This is a genomic window from Paeniglutamicibacter quisquiliarum (assembly GCF_019084045.1).
Taxonomy (GTDB): domain Bacteria; phylum Actinomycetota; class Actinomycetes; order Actinomycetales; family Micrococcaceae; genus Paeniglutamicibacter; species Paeniglutamicibacter quisquiliarum.
Genome location: NZ_JAHRED010000002.1, coordinates 296770 through 314887, shown reverse-complemented (window position 1 = coordinate 314887; position 18118 = coordinate 296770). Strand labels below are relative to the sequence as shown.

Below are 18118 nucleotides of genomic sequence, written 5' to 3'. Positions count from 1 at the left end.
CGGGGGTCACGGGTCCGGGCTTGCCGGTGATCTTGGGGGCCTTGCTCATCTTCGCTCCACGAGTTTGAGGGATTTCACTGCGCGTTCAAGGTGCCATTGCAGGTAATTGGCCACCACCGCGGCCGCCTGCGCACGGGTGGCCCCGTCGGCCGCGTCGATCGTTGCCCACTCGCCGTCAAGCAGGGCGGCAAGCAGGGCCACCGTGGCCGGCGGCGGGGACATCGATCCGGCGGGCCGGCAGTCGTGGCAGACCACCCCGCCGAGGGGCACGTTGATGGCCTGGTGGGGACCCACCGCGCCGCAGCGCACGCAGTGGGTGAAGCTCGGCGCCCAGCCGGCGGTGGCCAGGGCGCGCAAAAGGTAGGAATCCAGCACCGTCCCGGGTTCGTGCCCGCCGCGGGCCAGTGCGGCCAGCGCGCCGTGCAGCAGGCGGTACTGCGGGGCGATGGACTCGGCGTCGGCATCGGTGAGCCGCTCGGCGGTCTCCAGCATTGCCGCGCCGGCAGTGTAGGCGGAGTAGTCCGCCACCAGCGCCTGCCCGTAGGGGTGGCGCAGCTGGGCCTGGATGATGGTGTGCAGCGAGCGGCCGGCCACGATCTGGGCATCGACCTCCATGAACGGCTCGAGGGTCGCCCCCATCTTGGAACTGGTGCGCCGCACCCCCTTGGCCACCGCGCGCACGATCCCGAACTCGGGGCTCAGCAGCGTGATGATCCGGTCGGCCTCGCCCAGTTTGTGGGTGCGCAGGACAATGCCGCGGGTGCGGTAGCTTTTTGCGGTAAACCCTGAACGTGCCACGCTGTCCATCATCTCAAAATAATGGGGGTCCCGTGCACCGTTGCGGCGCACGGGACCCCCTCTACTGCGTTTCCCGGCCTCAGTGCTGGTCGCGCACCGCGCGGTTGACCGCGGAAATGAGCGCCTTCAGCGAGGACATGGTGGTGTTGGTGTCAACGCCCACGCCCCAGAGCACGCGTTCGCCCACTGCCGCCTCGACATAGGCAGCGGCGGCGGCGTTCCCGCCCTCGGAGAGGGCGTGCTCGGTGAAGTCGAGCACCCGCACGTCCACGCCCTCGTTGCCCAGGATGTTCACCAGCGCGTTGATCGGGCCGTTGCCGGCCGCGGTGCGGCGGTGCGGGACCCCGTCGATGAGCAGGGTCGCGGTCAGCGCGAAGCTGCCGTCCTCGGCGGTCTCGGCGGTGGCCGAACCCAGCTTGAAGCGGCCCCACTCCTGCGCGTCCGAGCCCTCGGTGACCGGCAGGTACTCGTCCTGGAACACGTTCCAGATCTCGGCGGAGGAGATTTCCCCGCCCTCGCCGTCGGTCTTGCGCTGGATGACGCCGGAGAACTCGATCTGCGCGCGGCGCGGCAGGTCCAGCGAGTGCTCGTTCTTGAGCAGGTAGGCGACCCCGCCCTTGCCGGACTGCGAGTTCACGCGGATCACTGCCTCGTAGGAGCGGCCGATGTCCTTCGGGTCGATCGGCAGGTACGGCACGCCCCAGGTGATCTCGTCCACGGTCTTGCCGGCCGCGGCGGCCTCGGCCTCCATGGCCTCGAAGCCCTTCTTGATGGCGTCCTGGTGGGAGCCGGAGAAGGCGGTGAAGACCAGGTCCCCGCCGTAGGGGGAACGCTCGGCGACGGGCAGCTGGTTGCAGTACTCGACGGTGCGGCGGATCTCGTCCATGTCGGAGAAGTCAAGCATCGGGTCGATGCCCTGGCCGAAGAGGTTCATGCCCAGGGTGACCAGGTCGACGTTGCCGGTGCGCTCCCCGTTGCCGAAGAGGCAGCCCTCGATGCGGTCGGCGCCGGCCAGGTAGCCGAGCTCGGCGGCGGCGACTCCGGTGCCGCGGTCGTTGTGCGGGTGCAGGGACAGCACGATCGAATCGCGGTTGGCCAGGTTGCGGTGCATCCACTCGATGGAGTCGGCGTACACGTTGGGCGTGGCCATTTCCACTGTTGCCGGCAGGTTCAGGATCATCTTGTTTTCCGGGGAGGCCTCGAGGACCTCGGCCACGGCGTCGGAGATGCGCTTGGCGAATTCCAGCTCGGTGCCGGTGAAGGACTCCGGGGAGTATTCGTAGGTGATCTTGGTGCCGACCAGCTGCTCCTCGTACTTCTTGCACAGCCGCGCGCCGGTCAGCGCGATGTCGACGATGCCGTCCTCGTCCTGGTTGAACACCACGCGGCGCTGGAGCACCGAGGTGGAGTTGTACAGGTGCACGATGGCCTGCTTGGCGCCCTCGAGGGCCTCGTAGGTGCGCTCGATCAGGTGTTCGCGGGACTGGGTGAGGACCTGGATGGTCACGTCGTCCGGGATGCCGCGCTCGATGAGCTGGCGGACGAAGTCGAAGTCCGTCTGCGAGGCCGAGGGGAACCCGACCTCGATCTCCTTGAAGCCCATCTTGACCAAGAGGTCGAACATCTTGTGCTTGCGCTCGGGGCTCATCGGGTCGATCAGCGCCTGGTTGCCGTCGCGCAGGTCCACGGCGCACCAGCGCGGGGCGGTGGTGATGTACTTGTCCGGCCAGGTGCGGTCGGGCAGCGAGACGTGGATCTGGTCCTGGAACGGCACATACTTGTGGACGGGCATTCCGGAGGGCTTTTGCAGGTTTTGCATTTCAGGGGGCCTTTTCCTTGGTGGTGAGAAAGTGGGCCGGGACGGTGGGTGACTCCGCAGCGAGGGGTCGGCCGAAGGACGCGTTAGAGTCCTGTCTGGGTCTCGCCGCGGCGGCTTAGTAGAAGTAGTCCGAAATGCACAACTTCACCCTAGCACCAGGTGTCGGCCGCACCGGAAGCCGGTCGCACAATATTGCATTTGCGTGTCACAAAGCCGCCGGTGCCCCGGGGATCCCGAGGCACCGGGCGGTGCGCGCCTAGAAGCCGAGCTTGCCCAGCTGCTTGGGGTCGCGCTGCCATTCCTTGGCGATCTTCACGTGCAGGTCGAGGTAGACCCGGGTGCCAAGGAGCGCCTCGATGGCCTTGCGCGAACGCGTGCCCACGTCGCGCAGCCGGGCGCCGCCCTTGCCGATGACGATGGCCTTCTGGCTCGAGCGCTCCACGTACAGGTTCACCCGCACGTCCAGCAGCGGGCTGTCCTCCGGGCGCCCCTCGCGCGGGACCATTTCCTCCACGACCACGGCCAGGGAGTGCGGAAGCTCGTCGCGCACGCCCTCCAGGGCCGCCTCGCGGATCAGCTCGGAAACCATCTTGGCCTCCGGCTCGTCGGTCAGTTCACCGTCCGGGTACAGCGGCGGGGAGAGCGGCATCTGGGCCACCAGCACGTCGGCGACCTCGGAGACCTGGAAGTCCCCGGTGGCCGAGACCGGGACCACCGCGGCCCAGCCGCCCTCGCCCAGGGTGTCGACCCCGAGCTGGGTGACGGCCATCAGCTGCGCCATCAGCGCTGCCCGGTCCACGGTGTCGGCCTTGGTCACGATGGCGACGATGGGCTTCTTCTGCAGCTGCGCGAGCTGGGTGGCGATGAACCTGTCGCCCGGGCCGATCTTCTCGTTGGCCGGCAGGCAGAAGCCGATCGCGTCGACCTCGGAGAGCGTGTCAGCCACCAGGTCGTTCAGGCGCTGGCCCAGCAGTGTGCGCGGGCGGTGCAGCCCCGGGGTGTCGACCAGGATCAGCTGGGAATCCTCGCGGTGCACGATGCCGCGGATGGTGTGGCGGGTGGTCTGCGGCTTCGAGGAGGTGATGGCCACCTTCTGGCCGACCAGCGCGTTGGTCAGCGTCGACTTGCCCGCGTTGGGGCGGCCCACGAAGGAGGTGAATCCGGCGCGGAAGTCCTCGGGCCAGCCTCCGGTGGGCAGCATCTGTGGCTTCTTGATGTTCCGGCTCATGATTGCTCCTTGTGATGCCCTGCATCTTTGGCGGCGGGGTGTTCGCCGGTCTTGGGTTGTTTTTCTACCTTGCGCACCAGGATCTTGCCGATCCGGTTGCGTCGTCCGCTCAGCGAGAGGACCTTCATTTCGATGCCTTCAAAGGTGGCGTGGGATCCGAGCACCGGCACCGATTCAAGCACCTTGCCCAGCAGCCCGCCCACCGAGTCGACCTCGTCCTCGTCGATGTCGATGTCGAAGAGTTCGCCCAGTTCGTCGATGGAGGTGTGGGCCCGCACCACGAAGCTGCCGTCGCCCACCTCCTCGATCTCGACCTTTTGCCTGTCGTACTCGTCGTCGATCTCCCCGACGATTTCCTCGATGAGGTCCTCCAGGGTGACCAGTCCGGCGGTTCCGCCGTATTCGTCGATGACGATGGCCATGTGCGTGGATTCCTGCTGCAGCTCGGGCAGCAGCTCCGCCACGGACTTGGACTCCGGGACGTAGCGGACCTTGCGGGCAAGGTCCTCCACCTTGTCGGTGCTCTCCGGGCCCAGGTGCAGCTTGTAGGCCACGTCCTTGAGGTAGACGATGCCGAAGATGTCGTCGGCGCTCTCCCCGATCACCGGGACGCGCGAGCAGCCCGAGGCCAGGAACAGGTCCATGGCGGCATTGAGCCCCTCGCCCTTGTCGATGGTGACCATGTCGGTGCGCGGGACCATGACGGAGCGGACGTAGGTGTCCTCGAGGTCGAAGACCGAGTTGATGATTTCCGCCGCCTCGTCCTCCAGCCCGTCGCCCTCGGTGGCCCTGTCGACCAGGTCGCGCAGCCGTTCCTTGGAGAGGAAGCCGTCCTCCTCGGCGACCGAGCGCGGGCTCAGCGCCTGGCCGATGCCCACCAGCCAGGTGGGGATGGGCCCGAGGACCACGCGCAGGAAGCGGACCAGCGGCGCGGTGTAGCGCACCACGGTGTCCGCGTGGCTGCGTCCCAGCCGGCGCGGGGACACCCCGACCAGCACGAAGCCGACCGCCGCCATGGTGGCGGTGGCCAGCAGCCCGGCCAGCCAGACGTTCTCGAGGCGGTCAAGGTAGAGGATCGCGATCGCCACGGCAGCGGCGGTCTCGAACCAGATCCGCCAGAAGCGCACGGCGTGGGTGTGGCTTTGCGAGTCGGCCAGGATGTTGGCCAGGTGCGGCGAGGCGTAGTCGTTGCGCAGGGTTTCGGCCTGCTGCCGCGAGAGGTAGAGGTACGCCGACTCGGCGGCGGTGAGGAGGGCTGCACTGAGGATGAAGACCAGTGCGCCGAACGCGAGGATGGCCGCGGTCACTAGTCCATCGTCTCCCGGGGAGCCGGGCGGCCCAGGAAGCCCTCGAGCAGCTGGCGCTGGAGGGAGAACATGACGTCCTTCTCCTCCGGCTCGGCATGGTCGAAGCCCAGCAGGTGCAGCATGCCGTGGGTGGCCAGCAGCAGGATCTCGTCCTCCACCGAATGCCCGCCGGCCTGCGCCTGGACGGTGGCGACCTGCGGGCAGATCACGATGTCGCCGAGCATGCCCGCCTCGGTGGGCGAGCCGGGGACGCCGGGGCGCAGCTCGTCCATCGGGAAGCTCATCACGTCGGTGGGCCCCTCCAGGTCCATCCATTCCACGTGCAGCGCGCTCATCGGCTCCTCGTCGAGCAGGATGATGGAGACGTCGGTTTCCGGGTGCACATAGAGTTCGGCCAGGATGTGGCGGCCCAGCGCGCTGACGCGCTCCAGGTCCGCGGCGATCGCGGATTCGTTGTTGACCTCTACGCTCATGGGGACTGCTCCTGGTTTTCGGGCGCGCGGCCCTGCTGTTTCTTTTCGGGCGGGTGCTCGGGGTTTTTCCCGGTGGTGGCGCGACGGCGGGCGCGGGCCTTGGAACGGTTGAAGTTGGGGTCCTGGCGCGCGGTCCAGCGCTCGTAGGCGCCGACGATGGCTCCGACCAGCCGGTGGCGGACCACGTCGGTGGCGTCGAGTTCGCAGAAGGCGATGTCGTCCACGCCCTCGAGGATCTCGGTGACCACGCGCAGCCCGGACTTGGTGCCGCCGGGCAGGTCGACCTGGGTGATGTCCCCGGTGATGACGATCTTGGAGCCGAAGCCGAGCCGGGTGAGGAACATCTTCATCTGTTCGGGCGTGGTGTTCTGCGCCTCGTCCAGGATGATGAAGGCGTCGTTCAGGGTGCGCCCGCGCATGTAGGCCAGCGGGGCGACCTCGATGGTGCCGGCGGCCAGCAGCCGGGGCATCGAGTCGGGTTCGATCATGTCGTGCAGGGCGTCGTAGAGCGGGCGCAGGTAGGGATCGATCTTGTCGGTGAGGGTGCCGGGCAGAAAGCCGAGCTTCTCCCCCGCCTCGACGGCCGGGCGGGTCAGGATGATGCGGCTGACCTCCTTGGCCTGCAGCGCGGCGACCGCCTTGGCCATGGCCAGGTAGGTCTTGCCGGTGCCGGCGGGGCCGATGCCGAAGATGACGGTGTTCTCGTCGATGGCGTCGACGTAGCTCTTCTGGTTCACGGTCTTGGGGCGGATGGCCTTGCCGCGTCCCGAGAGGATCTTCAGCCCCAGCACCGACTGGGCCTCGTCCGCGCCGGAGCTTTCCAGCATGCGCACCAGCTGCTCGATGGTCTGCGCGGAAATGCGGGTGCCGTTTCCGGCCAGCGTGCGGGCCTCGGTGATCACGCGCAGCGCCTTGTGGGCCTGGGCCGCGTCGCCGGCGACGCGCAGCTCGTTGCCGCGTGCGTGCAATTCCACCTGCGGATAGGCTCCGGCGATGACGCGCAGCAATTCATCGTGTGCGCCGAGCGTGGCGACCATTTGGTCCGAACTGTCGAACTGGACCAGCGCGTCCGTTCCCCGGGGCTGGCCGACTTGGCTCACTTGTTGGTCCATACGACTGTTGCAGCCTCCGCATTCCGTGCCGGCGAATGGCGCCTGCGGTCTTTCCGCGGCCATGGTTCCCTGCACACTCCCAATCCTATCGTGGATGGCGTCACCGGTACCGGGACACGGCGGCCGGGACGAACCGCGGCCGCGTTTCGGCGCCCGCACCCGGCCAAAACCAATGGGCGGAAGGTATCTGGCGGGGTTGTGCAACGATTCGGGCACAACTTCCATTCGTACATATCAATCACGCAACAGTCCACGCGAATCGCGGATTTCCCGCCCTACCGTTCGTCAACCTATGCCAAGCTGGGGAATGACCGGCGGCGATCCCCCGCCACCCCGGTCCCGACATGTCCCCCCGGCTACCTGCAGAAAGTCCCTATATCCCGATGTTCCGTTCCAGTCGATCCCCCCGGTCCCGCCTTGCGGTGCTGGGGCTCACGGTGGTGCTAGGCACCCTTGCCGCCTGCGGGCTGGGGGTGCCCGGCGAGAGATATTCCATGCCGAAGGCTGCCACCAGCGTGCAGACGCCCGCGCCGCTGCCGAGCGTGGAAATGGAATCGCTGAACACCACGGCACACGTGCCGGTCTACTGGCTGGCGGAAAACGACGGGACGGTGTCCCTCTACCGCGAGTTTGTCCGCGTCAAGGGCGCGGCGGACCCGATCGCCGATTCGGTGCGCTACATGCTCTCGCAGAAACCCGCCGACCCGCGCTACTTCAGCGCCTGGCGCCCCAGTGCGGCGGTGGGTGCCTCAATCAGCCCGGACAACGTCATCACCCTGGACCTCTCGGCCAAGGCCTTCGGCTCCGCGGTCGATGCCGGCCTGGCCGAGCGGTCCATTGCCCAGCTGGTGTTCACCGCCACGGCCGCGGCCTCCAATGCCGGGATCCTCACCGAGGGGCTGGAACCCAGCGTGCGGATCCTTGTCGACGGGGAATCCGGGCACGAGGCCTTCGGCCACATTGCGCTGGACCACAACTTCACGCGCGACGCGAGCCTGGCCGCGCCGCTGTGGATCATCGACCCGCAGTTCGGCACCACCCAGAAGGCTGGCCAGGTCACCTTCCACGGGGTCAGCGCGATGTTCTCCGGCGGGGAGTTCTGGGAAATCACCCGCCGGGCCGAATCCGGGGACCAGGGCACCGTCGTGGCCTCCGGGGCGCTTCACACCGGGGGCGAGGCGCTGGGCCACAACGAGTTTTCCTTCACCTACGTGCTGGCCCCCGGGGACTACTCGTTCTCCGCCTGGGGCGTCGATGCGCAGACCGGCCAGCGCGCCGGGACCGAATCGAAGGACTTCACCGTCAAGCAGTAGCGTTGGCGCGCCGCTTCCCAACGCAGATCCCCCGGGAACCCGCCTGCATGCCGGCCGGTTCCCGGGGGATCTTTTTGTTCCGTGCGTCCGCGCCGTCAATTGCGCGGAATGTTCCTAGAGCTGTCCGGCCAGGTGCCGGGTGAGCACCAGGGCGGCGGGGCCGGCGGTGGAGGCCCGCAGCACGTGCCTTCCCAGCAGCGCCACCTGGGCTCCGGCGGCGGTGAACTTCTGGATTTCGGCATCGGAGATCCCGCCCTCGGGCCCCACGACCAGCTGGATCTCCGGACGCTTCCCGGGCACGGCCGATGCCGGCACGGGGTTCTCGTCCAGCCACCGGGCCACGACCGCGGAGAGGGACTCGGTGCCGGCCTCGTGCAGCACGATGACCAGGACGGGGTCCGGGCCGGAAACCCGCCCGGCGATCTCCCGGGCGAGGTCGGCGCTGTTGAGCATGGGGCGCACCTCGGGCAGGAAAGTGCGGCGGGACTGCTTGAGCGCGGCGAGCACCGTGCCCTCCCACTTGGTCAGCGCCTTGGCGGCCTTCGCGTCGTTCCAGCGCACGATGGCGCGGTCCGACTGCCAGGGACGCACCGCGTCGATGCCCAGCTCGACGGCCGACTCCACCGCCTGCAGGTCCCTGTCCCCCTTGGCCAGCGCCTGCACCAGGGTGATGGCCAGCGGCGGGAGCGCCTCGGATTCGAGTTCGCGCACGACGGCGTCCAGCGCCGCCTTCTGCGTCGCGGTGACCTCGGCGACCGCCCGCACCCCGGTGCCGTCGACCAGGTCGATGCTTTCGCCGACGCGCACGCGCTTGACGGTCACCGCATGGTGGCCCTCGGGGCCCTCGAGCCTCAGCCCGGCGCCCACGCGCGCGTCCTTGAGCTCACCGGGAGCCAGGAAGAAGCACTGGTTGCTCATGCGCCCAGGTTGCCCAGCTTCCCGCGCAGCCGCGAGAACATGCCGCCGCTGTTTTCCATGCGCCCCTCGGCGAATTCCTCCCCGCGGAGCTTGGCCAGCTGCTCGAGCAGCTCGCGCTGCGCGGCATCGACCTTGGTGGGGGTCTCCACCTGCAGGTGGACGATGATGTCCCCGCGCTTGCCGCCGCGCAGCCGCGGCACGCCGAGGCCCGGAAGGCGGACCGTGTCCCCCGACTGCGCACCGGATTCGACCTCGATGACCTGGGTACCGTCAAAGGTCTCCAGCTCCAGGTCGGCGCCCAGCGCCGCGGCGGTCATCGGCACGTTCATGCGGGCATGCAGGTCGACGCCGTCGCGTTCGAAGATCTTGTGCCGGCGCACCTCGATCTCGACGTAGAGGTCGCCGTTGGGTCCTCCGCCGGGGCCGGCCTCGCCCTGGTTGGCCAGGTGGATGCGGGTGCCGCTGGCGACGCCCGCGGGGACCTTGAGCTGCTTGGAGATGCGTTCGCGGATGCGGCCCTGGCCGTTGCATTCGTTGCAGGGGTCCGGGATGGTGGTGCCGAAGCCGCGGCAGGCCGCGCAGGTCTCCACCGTCATCATCTGGCCCAGGAACGAGCGGACCGGCCGCTGCACCTGGCCGGCGCCGCGGCAGATGGTGCAGGTGACCGGGGAGGTGCCCGGGCGGCAGCAGCTGCCCTCGCAGGTCGGGCAGGTGACTGCCGTTTCCATCTCCAGCGGGTACACGGTGCCGGCGACGGCATCGGCCAGGTCGATGGTGGCGGTGATCAAGGCGTCGCGGCCGCGCTGGGTGCGCGAGGCCGGTCCCTGGGCCCCGCCGCCGCCGAAGAACTGCTCGAAGATGTCCCCGAAACCGCCGCCGAATCCACCGCCGCCGCCGAAGCCGGTCTGGCCGGTGCCGTTTTCGTGGCCGGTGGCGTCGTAGTTGGCGCGCTTGTCGGAATCCGAAAGCACCTCGTAGGCGCGGGTGACCAGCTTGAACTTCTCCGAGGCGTCGTCCCCGGGGTTCACGTCCGGGTGCAGCTTGCGGGCCAGTTTCCGGTAGGCCTTCTTGATTTCCTCGCCGGTGGCGTCCTTGCCGACGCCCAGGACTTCGTAATGGGTGCTCACAGTGCTCGCTGTGTCCTTTCGTACTTCACAAAATGTGTTTCGACCCGCATTAGCCGGCCAGGATTCGGGAAAGATATCGGGCGACCGCGCGAACCGCGGCCATCGAGGTGGGATAGTTCATCCGGGTCGGGCCCAGCACGCCGATCATTGCCTGCTCGCCGGGGCCGTATCCGGTGGCGACCACCGAGGCCTCGGTCAGCGCCCCGTATTGGTTTTCGGTGCCGATGCCCACGGCAATGCCGTGGGCGTCCTGCTCGAGTTCGGAGAAGAGGCGCAGCAGCACCACCTGTTCCTCGAGGGCCTCCAGCACCGGGGTGATGCTCAGCGGGAAGTCCATGTTGGCCCTGGCCAGGTTCGCAGTGCCGGCGGTGAGGATCCTGTCCACCGCGCTGTTGCGCGCCAGCGCGCCCAGCACCTCGGCCAGGGCGCGGGCGGCCGGGGCCAGCCTCGGCTCGACCGCCTCCGGGACGACCTGGGCCAGCCGGGCAACATCGGCAATCGGCTTGCCGTCAAGCGCCGCGAGCAGCACCGCGCGCAGCCGCTGCAGGTCGGTCTCCCCCACCGAGGGCGGGAGCAGGATCACGCGCTGTTCGACCTTGCCGCTGGAGGCGATGAGCACCACCAGGGTCTGCCCGGCGCCGAGGCCGACCAGCTCGATGTGGCGCACGGTGGCGTTGGAGTAGTGCGGGACCTGGATCAGGGCGACCTGGCGGGTGATGCTGGCCAGCAGCCGCACGGTGTTTTCCAGCACGTCGTTGACGTCGTGGGAACCCTCCAGCAGCGCCGCGATGGCGCGCCGCTCGGCGCCGGAGAGCGGCTTGATGTCGCCGATCTGGTCGACGAAGTGCCGATAGCCCTTTTCCGTCGGGATCCGCCCGGACGAGGTGTGCGGGGCGACGATGAGCCCCTCCTCCTCCAGCGATGCCATGTCGTTGCGGATCGTGGCGGCGGAGACACCCAGGTCGTGGCGTTCGAGCAGCGCGCGCGAACCCACCGGCTCGCGCGACTGCACGTAGTCCTCAACGATGGCTCGAAGGACTTCGAGCCGACGCGGTTCGGTCATTCTCACCTCTCCTGACAAGCCGGGTCACCATGGCCGAGGCGGGGTGCGGCCCTCGACCCGGCGCAAGGTCGGGGTCCGGAGGCACGCATTGGCACTCGACACGTTCAACTGCCAAGTCTAATACGTTTCACATCGCTTGTTAGCATGGTTTGGTCCCAGACCGCGATGCCGCGTTCGACACACCGGTTCGTCGCACCATGGCACGAAGCCCGCGACGTGGCGATCGGCGCCGGCCCATGCCTCGGTCCGGGACCTGTTGACCACTAGGTGAAAGTGACACGATGAGCAACCACGGCTGGGGCGCCCAGGACATCAGCGCCCCCAAGAAACGCGCACTGCGCAGGGTCCCGCTGGCGCGCGGACTGGTGCTGGAGGACGTGGAAAGCGGGTGGGTCGGCGAAGTGGTCCGCACCGAGAAATCCGGCGGCATGCGCGTGCTGGTCCTCGAGGACAGGCGCGGACGCACCAAGTCCTTCCGCGCAGGCTTCGGCTTCCTGCTCGAGGGCGAGCCGGTGGAAATCATCGAACCGGCCGCCGCTCCCCCGGCCCCCCGGGGAACCGCCCGCAGCGCCTCGGGTTCGCGGATGGTCACCGAGCTGAAGGCACGCACCGCCCGGGCCAGCCGCATCTGGGTGGAAGGCAAGCACGATGCCCAGCTGGTCGAAAAGGTCTGGGGCCATGACCTGCGCGTCGAGGGCATCGTGGTCGAGCCGCTGCACGGCGTTGACGACCTTGCCGCAGCCATCCGCGCCTTCGCCCCGTCCCCGCAACGCAAGCTCGGCATCCTGGTTGACCACCTGCTGGCGGGAACCAAGGAAGCGAAGATCGCGGCCGAGGCCATGCGCGTGCCCGGGGCCGCCGGCAACGTGCTGATCGTCGGGCACCCCTATGTCGACGTGTGGCAGGCCATCCGCCCCTCCGTGCTGAAGATCAAGGCGTGGCCCGTGGTCCCGCGCGGAACCGACTGGAAGACGGGCATCCTCAAGGGACTGGGCTGGCCGCACGCCGAGCAAATCGACGTCGCCCAGGGCTGGGAGAGGATCCTTGGCCAGGTCAGGTCCTATGCGGACCTGGAACCCTCGCTGCTGGGCCGGGTCGAGGAAGTCATCGACTTCCTGACGGCCGAGGACCACTGAAAAACACCCGGACCCGGCACCCGTCCGGCCGGGTGCGGCGTGAGGTTCCTCACCGGTCGCACGCGAACGGGCAGGTGGGGCCTCGTGGACGGCGCGGATTCCCGGCCAATCCCGCCCTCCGGCCCCGATTCCGCGCCACGCGGCATTTCGTGTGCACCGTCGGCACCGGATTGGGGATAAACTGGCCAACGGTTCACCCAACCCAACGAAGAGGACATCAGCAGTGGTAAACGAGGCACGAAATGCACCCGGGGGCGATAGCCAGTCGGATCGATTCGAAGGCTCCTCGGCCGCACCCTTGCCCCTGACGCCCTCCGAGGACCGCCAGTGGGCCATGATCGCGCACTTCGGCGCCATCCTCGGCTGCATTCCCTCGCTGGTGATCTACGCGGTGTTCCGTGCCCGCGGACCGTTCACTGCGCAGGAGTCCAAGGAAGCGCTGAATTTCACCTTCCCGCTGACCGTGCTGGCCATCGTGCTGCACCTGTTCTCGATGATCCCCGGCATCGGCTGGTTCTTCGCGATCCTGGTGGTGGCCATCTGGCTTTTCCTGACCATCAGCGGCGTGCGCGCCGGGATCAACGCCAACAAGTCCCGTCCCTACCGCTACGGGCTGAACCTGCGCCTCTTCCGGTAGCAGCCCCGACTTCACGCACACAAGGAAGGCGTGGCCGGTGCCCCTCGGGGCAACCGGCCACGCCTTGCTTTTTGCATGGGTGCGGTCCGTCTGGGGGGCTAGAAATCCAGCAGGCGCCGCAGCACCGCATCGGCCAACAGCCTGCCCTGCAGGGTGAGCACGACCTTCTTGGCGAACGCCGCCTCCGGCACCACCAGTCCGTCGGCAATCAGCCCGGCAATGGCCGTGCGGCCGGCCGGTTCCAGGTCGGCGGTGTCCATGCCGTCGACGATCCGGGTCAGCAGCATGGCCTTCTCCAGGTAGCGGGCCTCCGCGTCGGGGGTTTCCCGTCCGGCGGCCGGCGAGCTGCCGGCGTCGATCCGCTGCTGGTAGGCGGCCGGGTGCTTGACGTTCCACCAGCGCAGACCGCCCACGTGGGAGTGCGCGCCGGGGCCCGCTCCCCACCAGTCGCCGCCGCGCCAGTAGGCAAGGTTGTGCAGGCAGCGGGTGGATTCGTCCTTGGACCAGTTGCTGACCTCGTACCATGAGTAGCCGGCCGCGGCAAAGAGCTCGTCGGCAATCAGGTACTTGTCCGCGTGGTCGTCGTCGTCGATGTTGGCGACCTCGCCGCGGCGGATCTGCCCGGCAAGCCGGGTGCCCTCCTCGATGATCAGCGCATAGGCCGAGATGTGGTCCGGATCGTAGGACAGCGCCGTTTGCACGCTGGTGCGCCAGTCCTCGATCGACTCCCCCGGGGTCCCGTAGATCAGGTCGACGCTCACCTGCAGGCCGGCCTCCCTGGCCCATTGCACGGCCATGCCCACGCGCTCGGGGTTGTGCGTCCGGTCAAGGGTGGCCAGCACATGCGGCACCGCGGACTGCATGCCGATGGACACGCGGGTGAACCCGCCGTCCGCCAGCTCCTGCAGGGACTCGCGGGTCACAGAGTCCGGGTTGGCCTCCGTGGTGATCTCCGCATCGGGGGCCAGGTCCCACCGGGTGCGGATTTCACGCAGCACCCGGACCAGGTCGCCGGCGGGCAGCAGCGTGGGGGTGCCCCCGCCGAAGAAGACGGTGGAAACCTCGCGGCGGGGAACGCCGGAGGACTCCAGGACCTGCGCGCCAAAGGCGATCTCCGCGGAAACCGCCTCGGCGTAGGTGTCCTGGCTGGAGCCCGATCCAAGCTCGTGCGCCGTGTAGGTGTTGAAGTCGCAGTAGCCGCAGCGCACCGCGCAGAACGGAATGTGGACGTACACCGAGAAGGTGCGCTCCGCGGCGCCGTCGGCGCAGGTTGCCGGAAGCAACCCGTCCGAGGGCGCCGGATCCCCGAGGGGCAGGGCAGAGGGCATTGCTACTTCTTCTTGGGCTCGTCGGATGACAGGGCAACGATGAAGGCCTCCTGGGGAACCTCCACGCGGCCGACCATCTTCATCCGCTTCTTGCCGGCCTTCTGCTTTTCCAGCAGCTTGCGCTTGCGGCTGATGTCGCCGCCGTAGCACTTGGCCAAAACGTCCTTGCGGATGGCGCGGATGGACTCACGGGCAATGATGCGTGAACCGATGGCTGCCTGGATCGGCACCTCGAATTGCTGGCGCGGAATCAGTTCGCGCAGCTTTTGGGTCATCATGAGCCCGTAGGCGTAGGCCTTGTCGCGGTGCGTGACGGCGCTGAATGCGTCGACCTGTTCGCCCTGGAGCAGGATGTCGACCTTGACCAGGTCCGAGACCTGCTCGCCGTCGGCCTTCCAGTCCAGCGAGGCGTAACCGCGGGTCTTTGACTTCAGCACGTCGAAGAAATCGAAGACGATTTCTGCCAGCGGAAGCCAGTAGCGGATCTCCACGCGTTCCTCGGAGAGGTAGTCCATGCCTCGCATGACACCACGGCGTGACTGGCACAGTTCCATGATGGCGCCGACGAATTCGTTCGGGGCCAGGATCGTGCCGGCCACCATCGGCTCGTGGACCTCGAGGATCTTCCCGTCGGGGAACTCGCTCGGGTTGGTCACGGTGCGCAGCTTCTTGTCGTCGGTCATGACCTCGTACACCACGTTGGGTGCGGTGGAGATCAAGTCAAGGTTGAACTCGGCCTCGAGGCGCTCGCGGGTGATTTCCAGGTGCAACAGGCCCAGGAAACCGACACGGAAACCGAAGCCCAGGGCCACGGAGGTCTCCGGGACGTAGGTCAACGCGGCGTCATTGAGCTGCAGCTTGTCCAGCGCATCGCGCAGGGCCGGGTAGTCAGAACCGTCGATCGGATACAGGCCCGAGAACACCATGGGTTTGGGGTCCTGGTAGCCGCCCAGGGACTTTGCGGCCGGCTTGGCGAAGTTGGTGACGGTGTCGCCGACCTTTGACTGGCGCACGTCCTTCACGCCGGTGATCAGGTAGCCCACCTCGCCGACGCCCAGGCCCTTGCTGGGCTTTGGCTCCGGGGAGGAAACACCGATTTCCAGCAGATCGTAGACGGTGCCGGTGGACATCATCTGGACCTTTTCGCGCGGCGAGAGGTTGCCGTCGACGACCCGGACATAGGTGACAACGCCACGGTAGGTGTCGTAGACAGAGTCGAAGATCATGGCCCGGGCCGGGGCGTTCGGATCGCCGACCGGTGCCGGCAGGTCGCGGACGACCTTGTCCAGCAGCGCTTCGACGCCCATGCCGGTCTTGCCCGAGACCTGCAGGATGTCCTCCGGGTCGCAGCCGATGAGCTTGGAGATCTCGGCGGCGTACTTTTCGGGCTGCGCTGCCGGAAGGTCGATCTTGTTGAGCACGGGAATGATCGTCATGTCATTCTCCATGGCCAGGTAGAGGTTAGCCAGCGTCTGGGCCTCGATGCCCTGGGCGGCGTCAACCAGCAGGATGGCGCCCTCGCAGGCGGCCAGCGAACGCGAGACCTCATAGGTGAAGTCGACGTGCCCGGGGGTGTCGATCATGTTCAGCGCGTAGGACTGCCCGTCGACCTCCCACGGCATGCGGACGGCCTGGGACTTGATGGTGATTCCGCGCTCGCGCTCGATGTCCATCCGGTCCAGGTACTGGGCCTTCATATCGCGCTGGGAGACGACTCCGGTGAGCTGCAACATCCGGTCGGCCAGGGTCGACTTGCCGTGGTCGATGTGGGCGATGATGCAGAAGTTTCTGATGATCGCCGGATCAGTCGCGGCAGGCACCGGTGCGGTGCGGGCCATGGGTGACACGTAAGGGACCTCGCTAATGGGGGACGAAAATGTTTGGGGGTGCAAAATACTTCGCACAGGCCATTCTCCCATGATTGGGGCACGGTGTCGCATTGCGACTCAGGTACATGCTCCAACTGGTAGTTTGACCACATGAAGTTCAACACCGCCTCCGTCCTCAGGTTCCTTGGCCGCGCTCTCTCCTCCGCCCTCCGAAGCGCGGCCAGCAAGCAGCGCGGCACCGGCCGCCCGGCCGGTCGGCGCCCCGCCGCCACCGACCGCCGGCGCCCCTCGGCCCCAACTGCACCCGAGACGGCGGCCGGGGCGGGGAGCTGGGAATTCGGCGGCTACCCCGGGGACTTCCGCGGCACGGTGGATGCGGCGTATTCCCCGCGCGCCGATGGCCGGCCCGACCCGGGGGAAATCGTCTGGGCCTGGGTGCCCTACGAGGAGGACCACGCCCAGGGCAAGGACAGGCCGGTGCTGCTGGTCGGGCAGGAGGGGCAGTACCTGCTCGCGCTGATGCTCACCTCGAAGGACCGCAACAACGGGCAATCCCGGGACCGGGACTACGTGGACATCGGCACCGGGTCCTGGGACCGGCAGGGCCGCCCCAGCGAAGTGAAACTGGACCGCATCATTCGCCTGCAGGAAGCCGGGATCCGGCGCGAGGGTGCGGTGCTGGGACAGCAGGCCTTCGCCCGCGTCGCCGAGCGCCTCGCCGCTTCCTGACGGGGTCCCGGCCGCACCACACCGCAGCGCCCGCGGCCGGCACTACGGCGCGGTACCCCCGAGCGCCTCGCGGCGCTGCGCCAGCGGAGTGATTCCATACCGGGACTTGAAGGCCCTGGCGAAGTAGCTTTGCGAGGCGAATCCGACCCTCAGGGCAATGGCCCCCACCGGCGTTGACTGCCTTCCCGGATCGGCCAGGATCTCCCGAGCCAGTTCCAGGCGCCGCTCCCGGATGTAGGTCCCGGGCGAATCCCCCGCCTCGGCGAAGATCCGCGACAGGTGCCGCTCGCTGATCCCGATGGCCGCGGCAACCCGGGCCGTGCCGAGCTGCGGGTCGCACAAGTGGTCCTCGATGTGACTGTGGGCCGCGGCCAGGTACCCGGTGCCGGAGGCGCCGCCGTCGCCGGAAACCAGGAGGGCGAGCAGGTCCAGCACGGCCCCCGGCCGATGCCGGGGGTCCCCGGCCTGCCCGGACAGCGTGTCGCTGACGAGCGTGGCCAGCGCCCGCATCTGCTGGTTCGACGCCGCTCCCTGGTTGAAGTCGGTGATCCGGGGCCTGGACAGCGTCTCGCCTCCGGCAAGTTCCAGATAGTCCTCGCGCGGGATGGTCAGGACCATTTCCTTCAGGCCACTGCTGAATCCGCGCATGAACGGACGGTCCGCGTCGCAGATCACGGCCTGGCCCGGCTTGACGATTTCGTGGCCGTCGCGGTGGTAAAAGAGGGCCTCCCCGCGCAGGGTGAAGAAGACGGCGATCGCGTCCGTGGGGTTCTGCCGAATGAATCGTTCACTGCGCTCCACCACCTGCGCGCTGCCGGTGACCCCGCCGAATCGAAGCGCCCCGTGGCGCAGGCTGATTTCCCTGGCCTCCAGCGGCGCCTCGTCCATCGTCCTGATATCCAGGGGAATCAATGCCCTGGCATTGTGGTGCTCCCACAGCTCGAGCCGATTTGTGGCCGGAATGCCATTGGTGCTGAAACGCAGCTGACTGGCCGGCCTGGATCCGGGCACCGCAGGGAGGGCCTCGCCGGCCACTCCCTGCCCGGCAGCGGATACCCGCGTGACATCATCTTGATTCTCGCCCATGGACCCAAAAGTGTATCCCGAATCACAGCCACCCGAAAGGTCCCGCCCGGGCAGCCAACGGGTTCGCCACGGGTATTTGCACGCAACGGACATGTTTTGGAACTGTGCGGCCACCGGGGCCAAGTCCGGTCCGCGACGGCCATGTGAGCTGCAACACTCGAGGCATACCCGGCTCCGCCCCCCAGGGCAATGAGCACCAGTCCAAGAAAGAGGGG

At 68.0% G+C, this 18118-nt stretch carries 16 protein-coding genes; 4 read left to right on the top strand and 12 right to left on the bottom strand.

The window, feature by feature from the left end; all coding sequences use genetic code 11:
* Positions 1–45 precede the first annotated feature (45 nt).
* From recO to KRR55_RS04990, 6 genes are all read right to left on the bottom strand, one after another.
* Positions 46–810, bottom strand: coding sequence for a DNA repair protein RecO (recO, locus tag KRR55_RS05015; protein ID WP_418888827.1), 765 nt, complete (start codon positions 808–810; stop codon positions 46–48).
* A 67-nt stretch (positions 811–877) separates the two neighbouring features.
* Complete coding sequence (gene leuA / locus KRR55_RS05010) at positions 878–2617, bottom strand: 2-isopropylmalate synthase (protein ID WP_217387960.1); 1740 nt, start codon at positions 2615–2617, stop codon at positions 878–880.
* Positions 2618–2873: 256 nt separating this feature from the next.
* Positions 2874–3845: a GTPase Era gene (gene era / locus KRR55_RS05005; protein WP_418888826.1), complete on the bottom strand. Its 972-nt coding sequence runs from the start codon at positions 3843–3845 to the stop codon at positions 2874–2876.
* Complete coding sequence (locus KRR55_RS05000) at positions 3842–5152, bottom strand: hemolysin family protein (protein WP_217387959.1); 1311 nt, start codon at positions 5150–5152, stop codon at positions 3842–3844. Before KRR55_RS05000 ends, era begins: the two co-directional genes overlap by 4 nt.
* Entirely contained in the window at positions 5152–5625 is a 474-nt protein-coding gene (gene ybeY, locus KRR55_RS04995; RefSeq protein WP_217387958.1) for an rRNA maturation RNase YbeY, read from the bottom strand. Before ybeY ends, KRR55_RS05000 begins: the two co-directional genes overlap by 1 nt.
* On the bottom strand, positions 5622–6737 hold the full coding sequence (locus KRR55_RS04990; RefSeq protein WP_217387957.1) for a PhoH family protein: 1116 nt from the start codon (positions 6735–6737) through the stop codon (positions 5622–5624). Before KRR55_RS04990 ends, ybeY begins: the two co-directional genes overlap by 4 nt.
* A gap of 494 nt (positions 6738–7231) precedes the next feature.
* Here KRR55_RS04990 and KRR55_RS04985 point away from each other — a divergent pair, with 494 nt between their 5' ends.
* Complete coding sequence (locus tag KRR55_RS04985; RefSeq protein WP_217387956.1) at positions 7232–8050, top strand: GerMN domain-containing protein; 819 nt, start codon at positions 7232–7234, stop codon at positions 8048–8050.
* Between the two features lie 114 nt (positions 8051–8164).
* On the opposite strand, the gene KRR55_RS04980 is transcribed toward KRR55_RS04985, so the two are convergent.
* The 3 genes from KRR55_RS04980 to hrcA are packed head-to-tail and all read right to left on the bottom strand — an operon-like array spanning position 8165 to position 11158.
* Complete coding sequence (locus KRR55_RS04980) at positions 8165–8968, bottom strand: 16S rRNA (uracil(1498)-N(3))-methyltransferase (protein ID WP_217387955.1); 804 nt, start codon at positions 8966–8968, stop codon at positions 8165–8167.
* Positions 8965–10095, bottom strand: a complete 1131-nt coding sequence (gene dnaJ, locus KRR55_RS04975; protein ID WP_217387954.1) for a molecular chaperone DnaJ — start codon at positions 10093–10095, stop codon at positions 8965–8967. Before dnaJ ends, KRR55_RS04980 begins: the two co-directional genes overlap by 4 nt.
* A gap of 49 nt (positions 10096–10144) precedes the next feature.
* Positions 10145–11158 (bottom strand): heat-inducible transcriptional repressor HrcA, encoded by a 1014-nt coding sequence (gene hrcA / locus KRR55_RS04970; RefSeq protein ID WP_217387953.1) that lies wholly within the window; start codon positions 11156–11158, stop codon positions 10145–10147.
* 281 nt (positions 11159–11439) lie between these two features.
* On the opposite strand from hrcA, the gene KRR55_RS04965 reads away from it, so the two are divergent.
* Positions 11440–12294, top strand: a complete 855-nt coding sequence (locus KRR55_RS04965; RefSeq protein ID WP_217387952.1) for a DUF3097 family protein — start codon at positions 11440–11442, stop codon at positions 12292–12294.
* Between the two features lie 223 nt (positions 12295–12517).
* A complete protein-coding gene (locus KRR55_RS04960; protein WP_217387951.1) occupies positions 12518–12931 on the top strand; it encodes a DUF4870 domain-containing protein in 414 nt (137 codons plus the stop codon).
* A 98-nt stretch (positions 12932–13029) separates the two neighbouring features.
* On the opposite strand, the gene hemW is transcribed toward KRR55_RS04960, so the two are convergent.
* Together hemW and lepA are read right to left on the bottom strand one after the other, a co-directional pair.
* Positions 13030–14259: a radical SAM family heme chaperone HemW gene (gene hemW / locus KRR55_RS04955; protein WP_217387950.1), complete on the bottom strand. Its 1230-nt coding sequence runs from the start codon at positions 14257–14259 to the stop codon at positions 13030–13032.
* 2 nt (positions 14260–14261) lie between these two features.
* Positions 14262–16106: a translation elongation factor 4 gene (gene lepA, locus KRR55_RS04950; RefSeq protein WP_217387949.1), complete on the bottom strand. Its 1845-nt coding sequence runs from the start codon at positions 16104–16106 to the stop codon at positions 14262–14264.
* 132 nt (positions 16107–16238) lie between these two features.
* Here lepA and KRR55_RS04945 point away from each other — a divergent pair, with 132 nt between their 5' ends.
* Positions 16239–16817 (top strand): type II toxin-antitoxin system PemK/MazF family toxin, encoded by a 579-nt coding sequence (locus KRR55_RS04945; protein ID WP_217387948.1) that lies wholly within the window; start codon positions 16239–16241, stop codon positions 16815–16817.
* Between the two features lie 42 nt (positions 16818–16859).
* Here the strand turns inward: KRR55_RS04945 and KRR55_RS04940 are convergent, their stop codons facing one another.
* Positions 16860–17903 (bottom strand): AraC family transcriptional regulator, encoded by a 1044-nt coding sequence (locus KRR55_RS04940; protein WP_217387947.1) that lies wholly within the window; start codon positions 17901–17903, stop codon positions 16860–16862.
* Between the last annotated feature and the right edge of the window lie 215 nt (positions 17904–18118).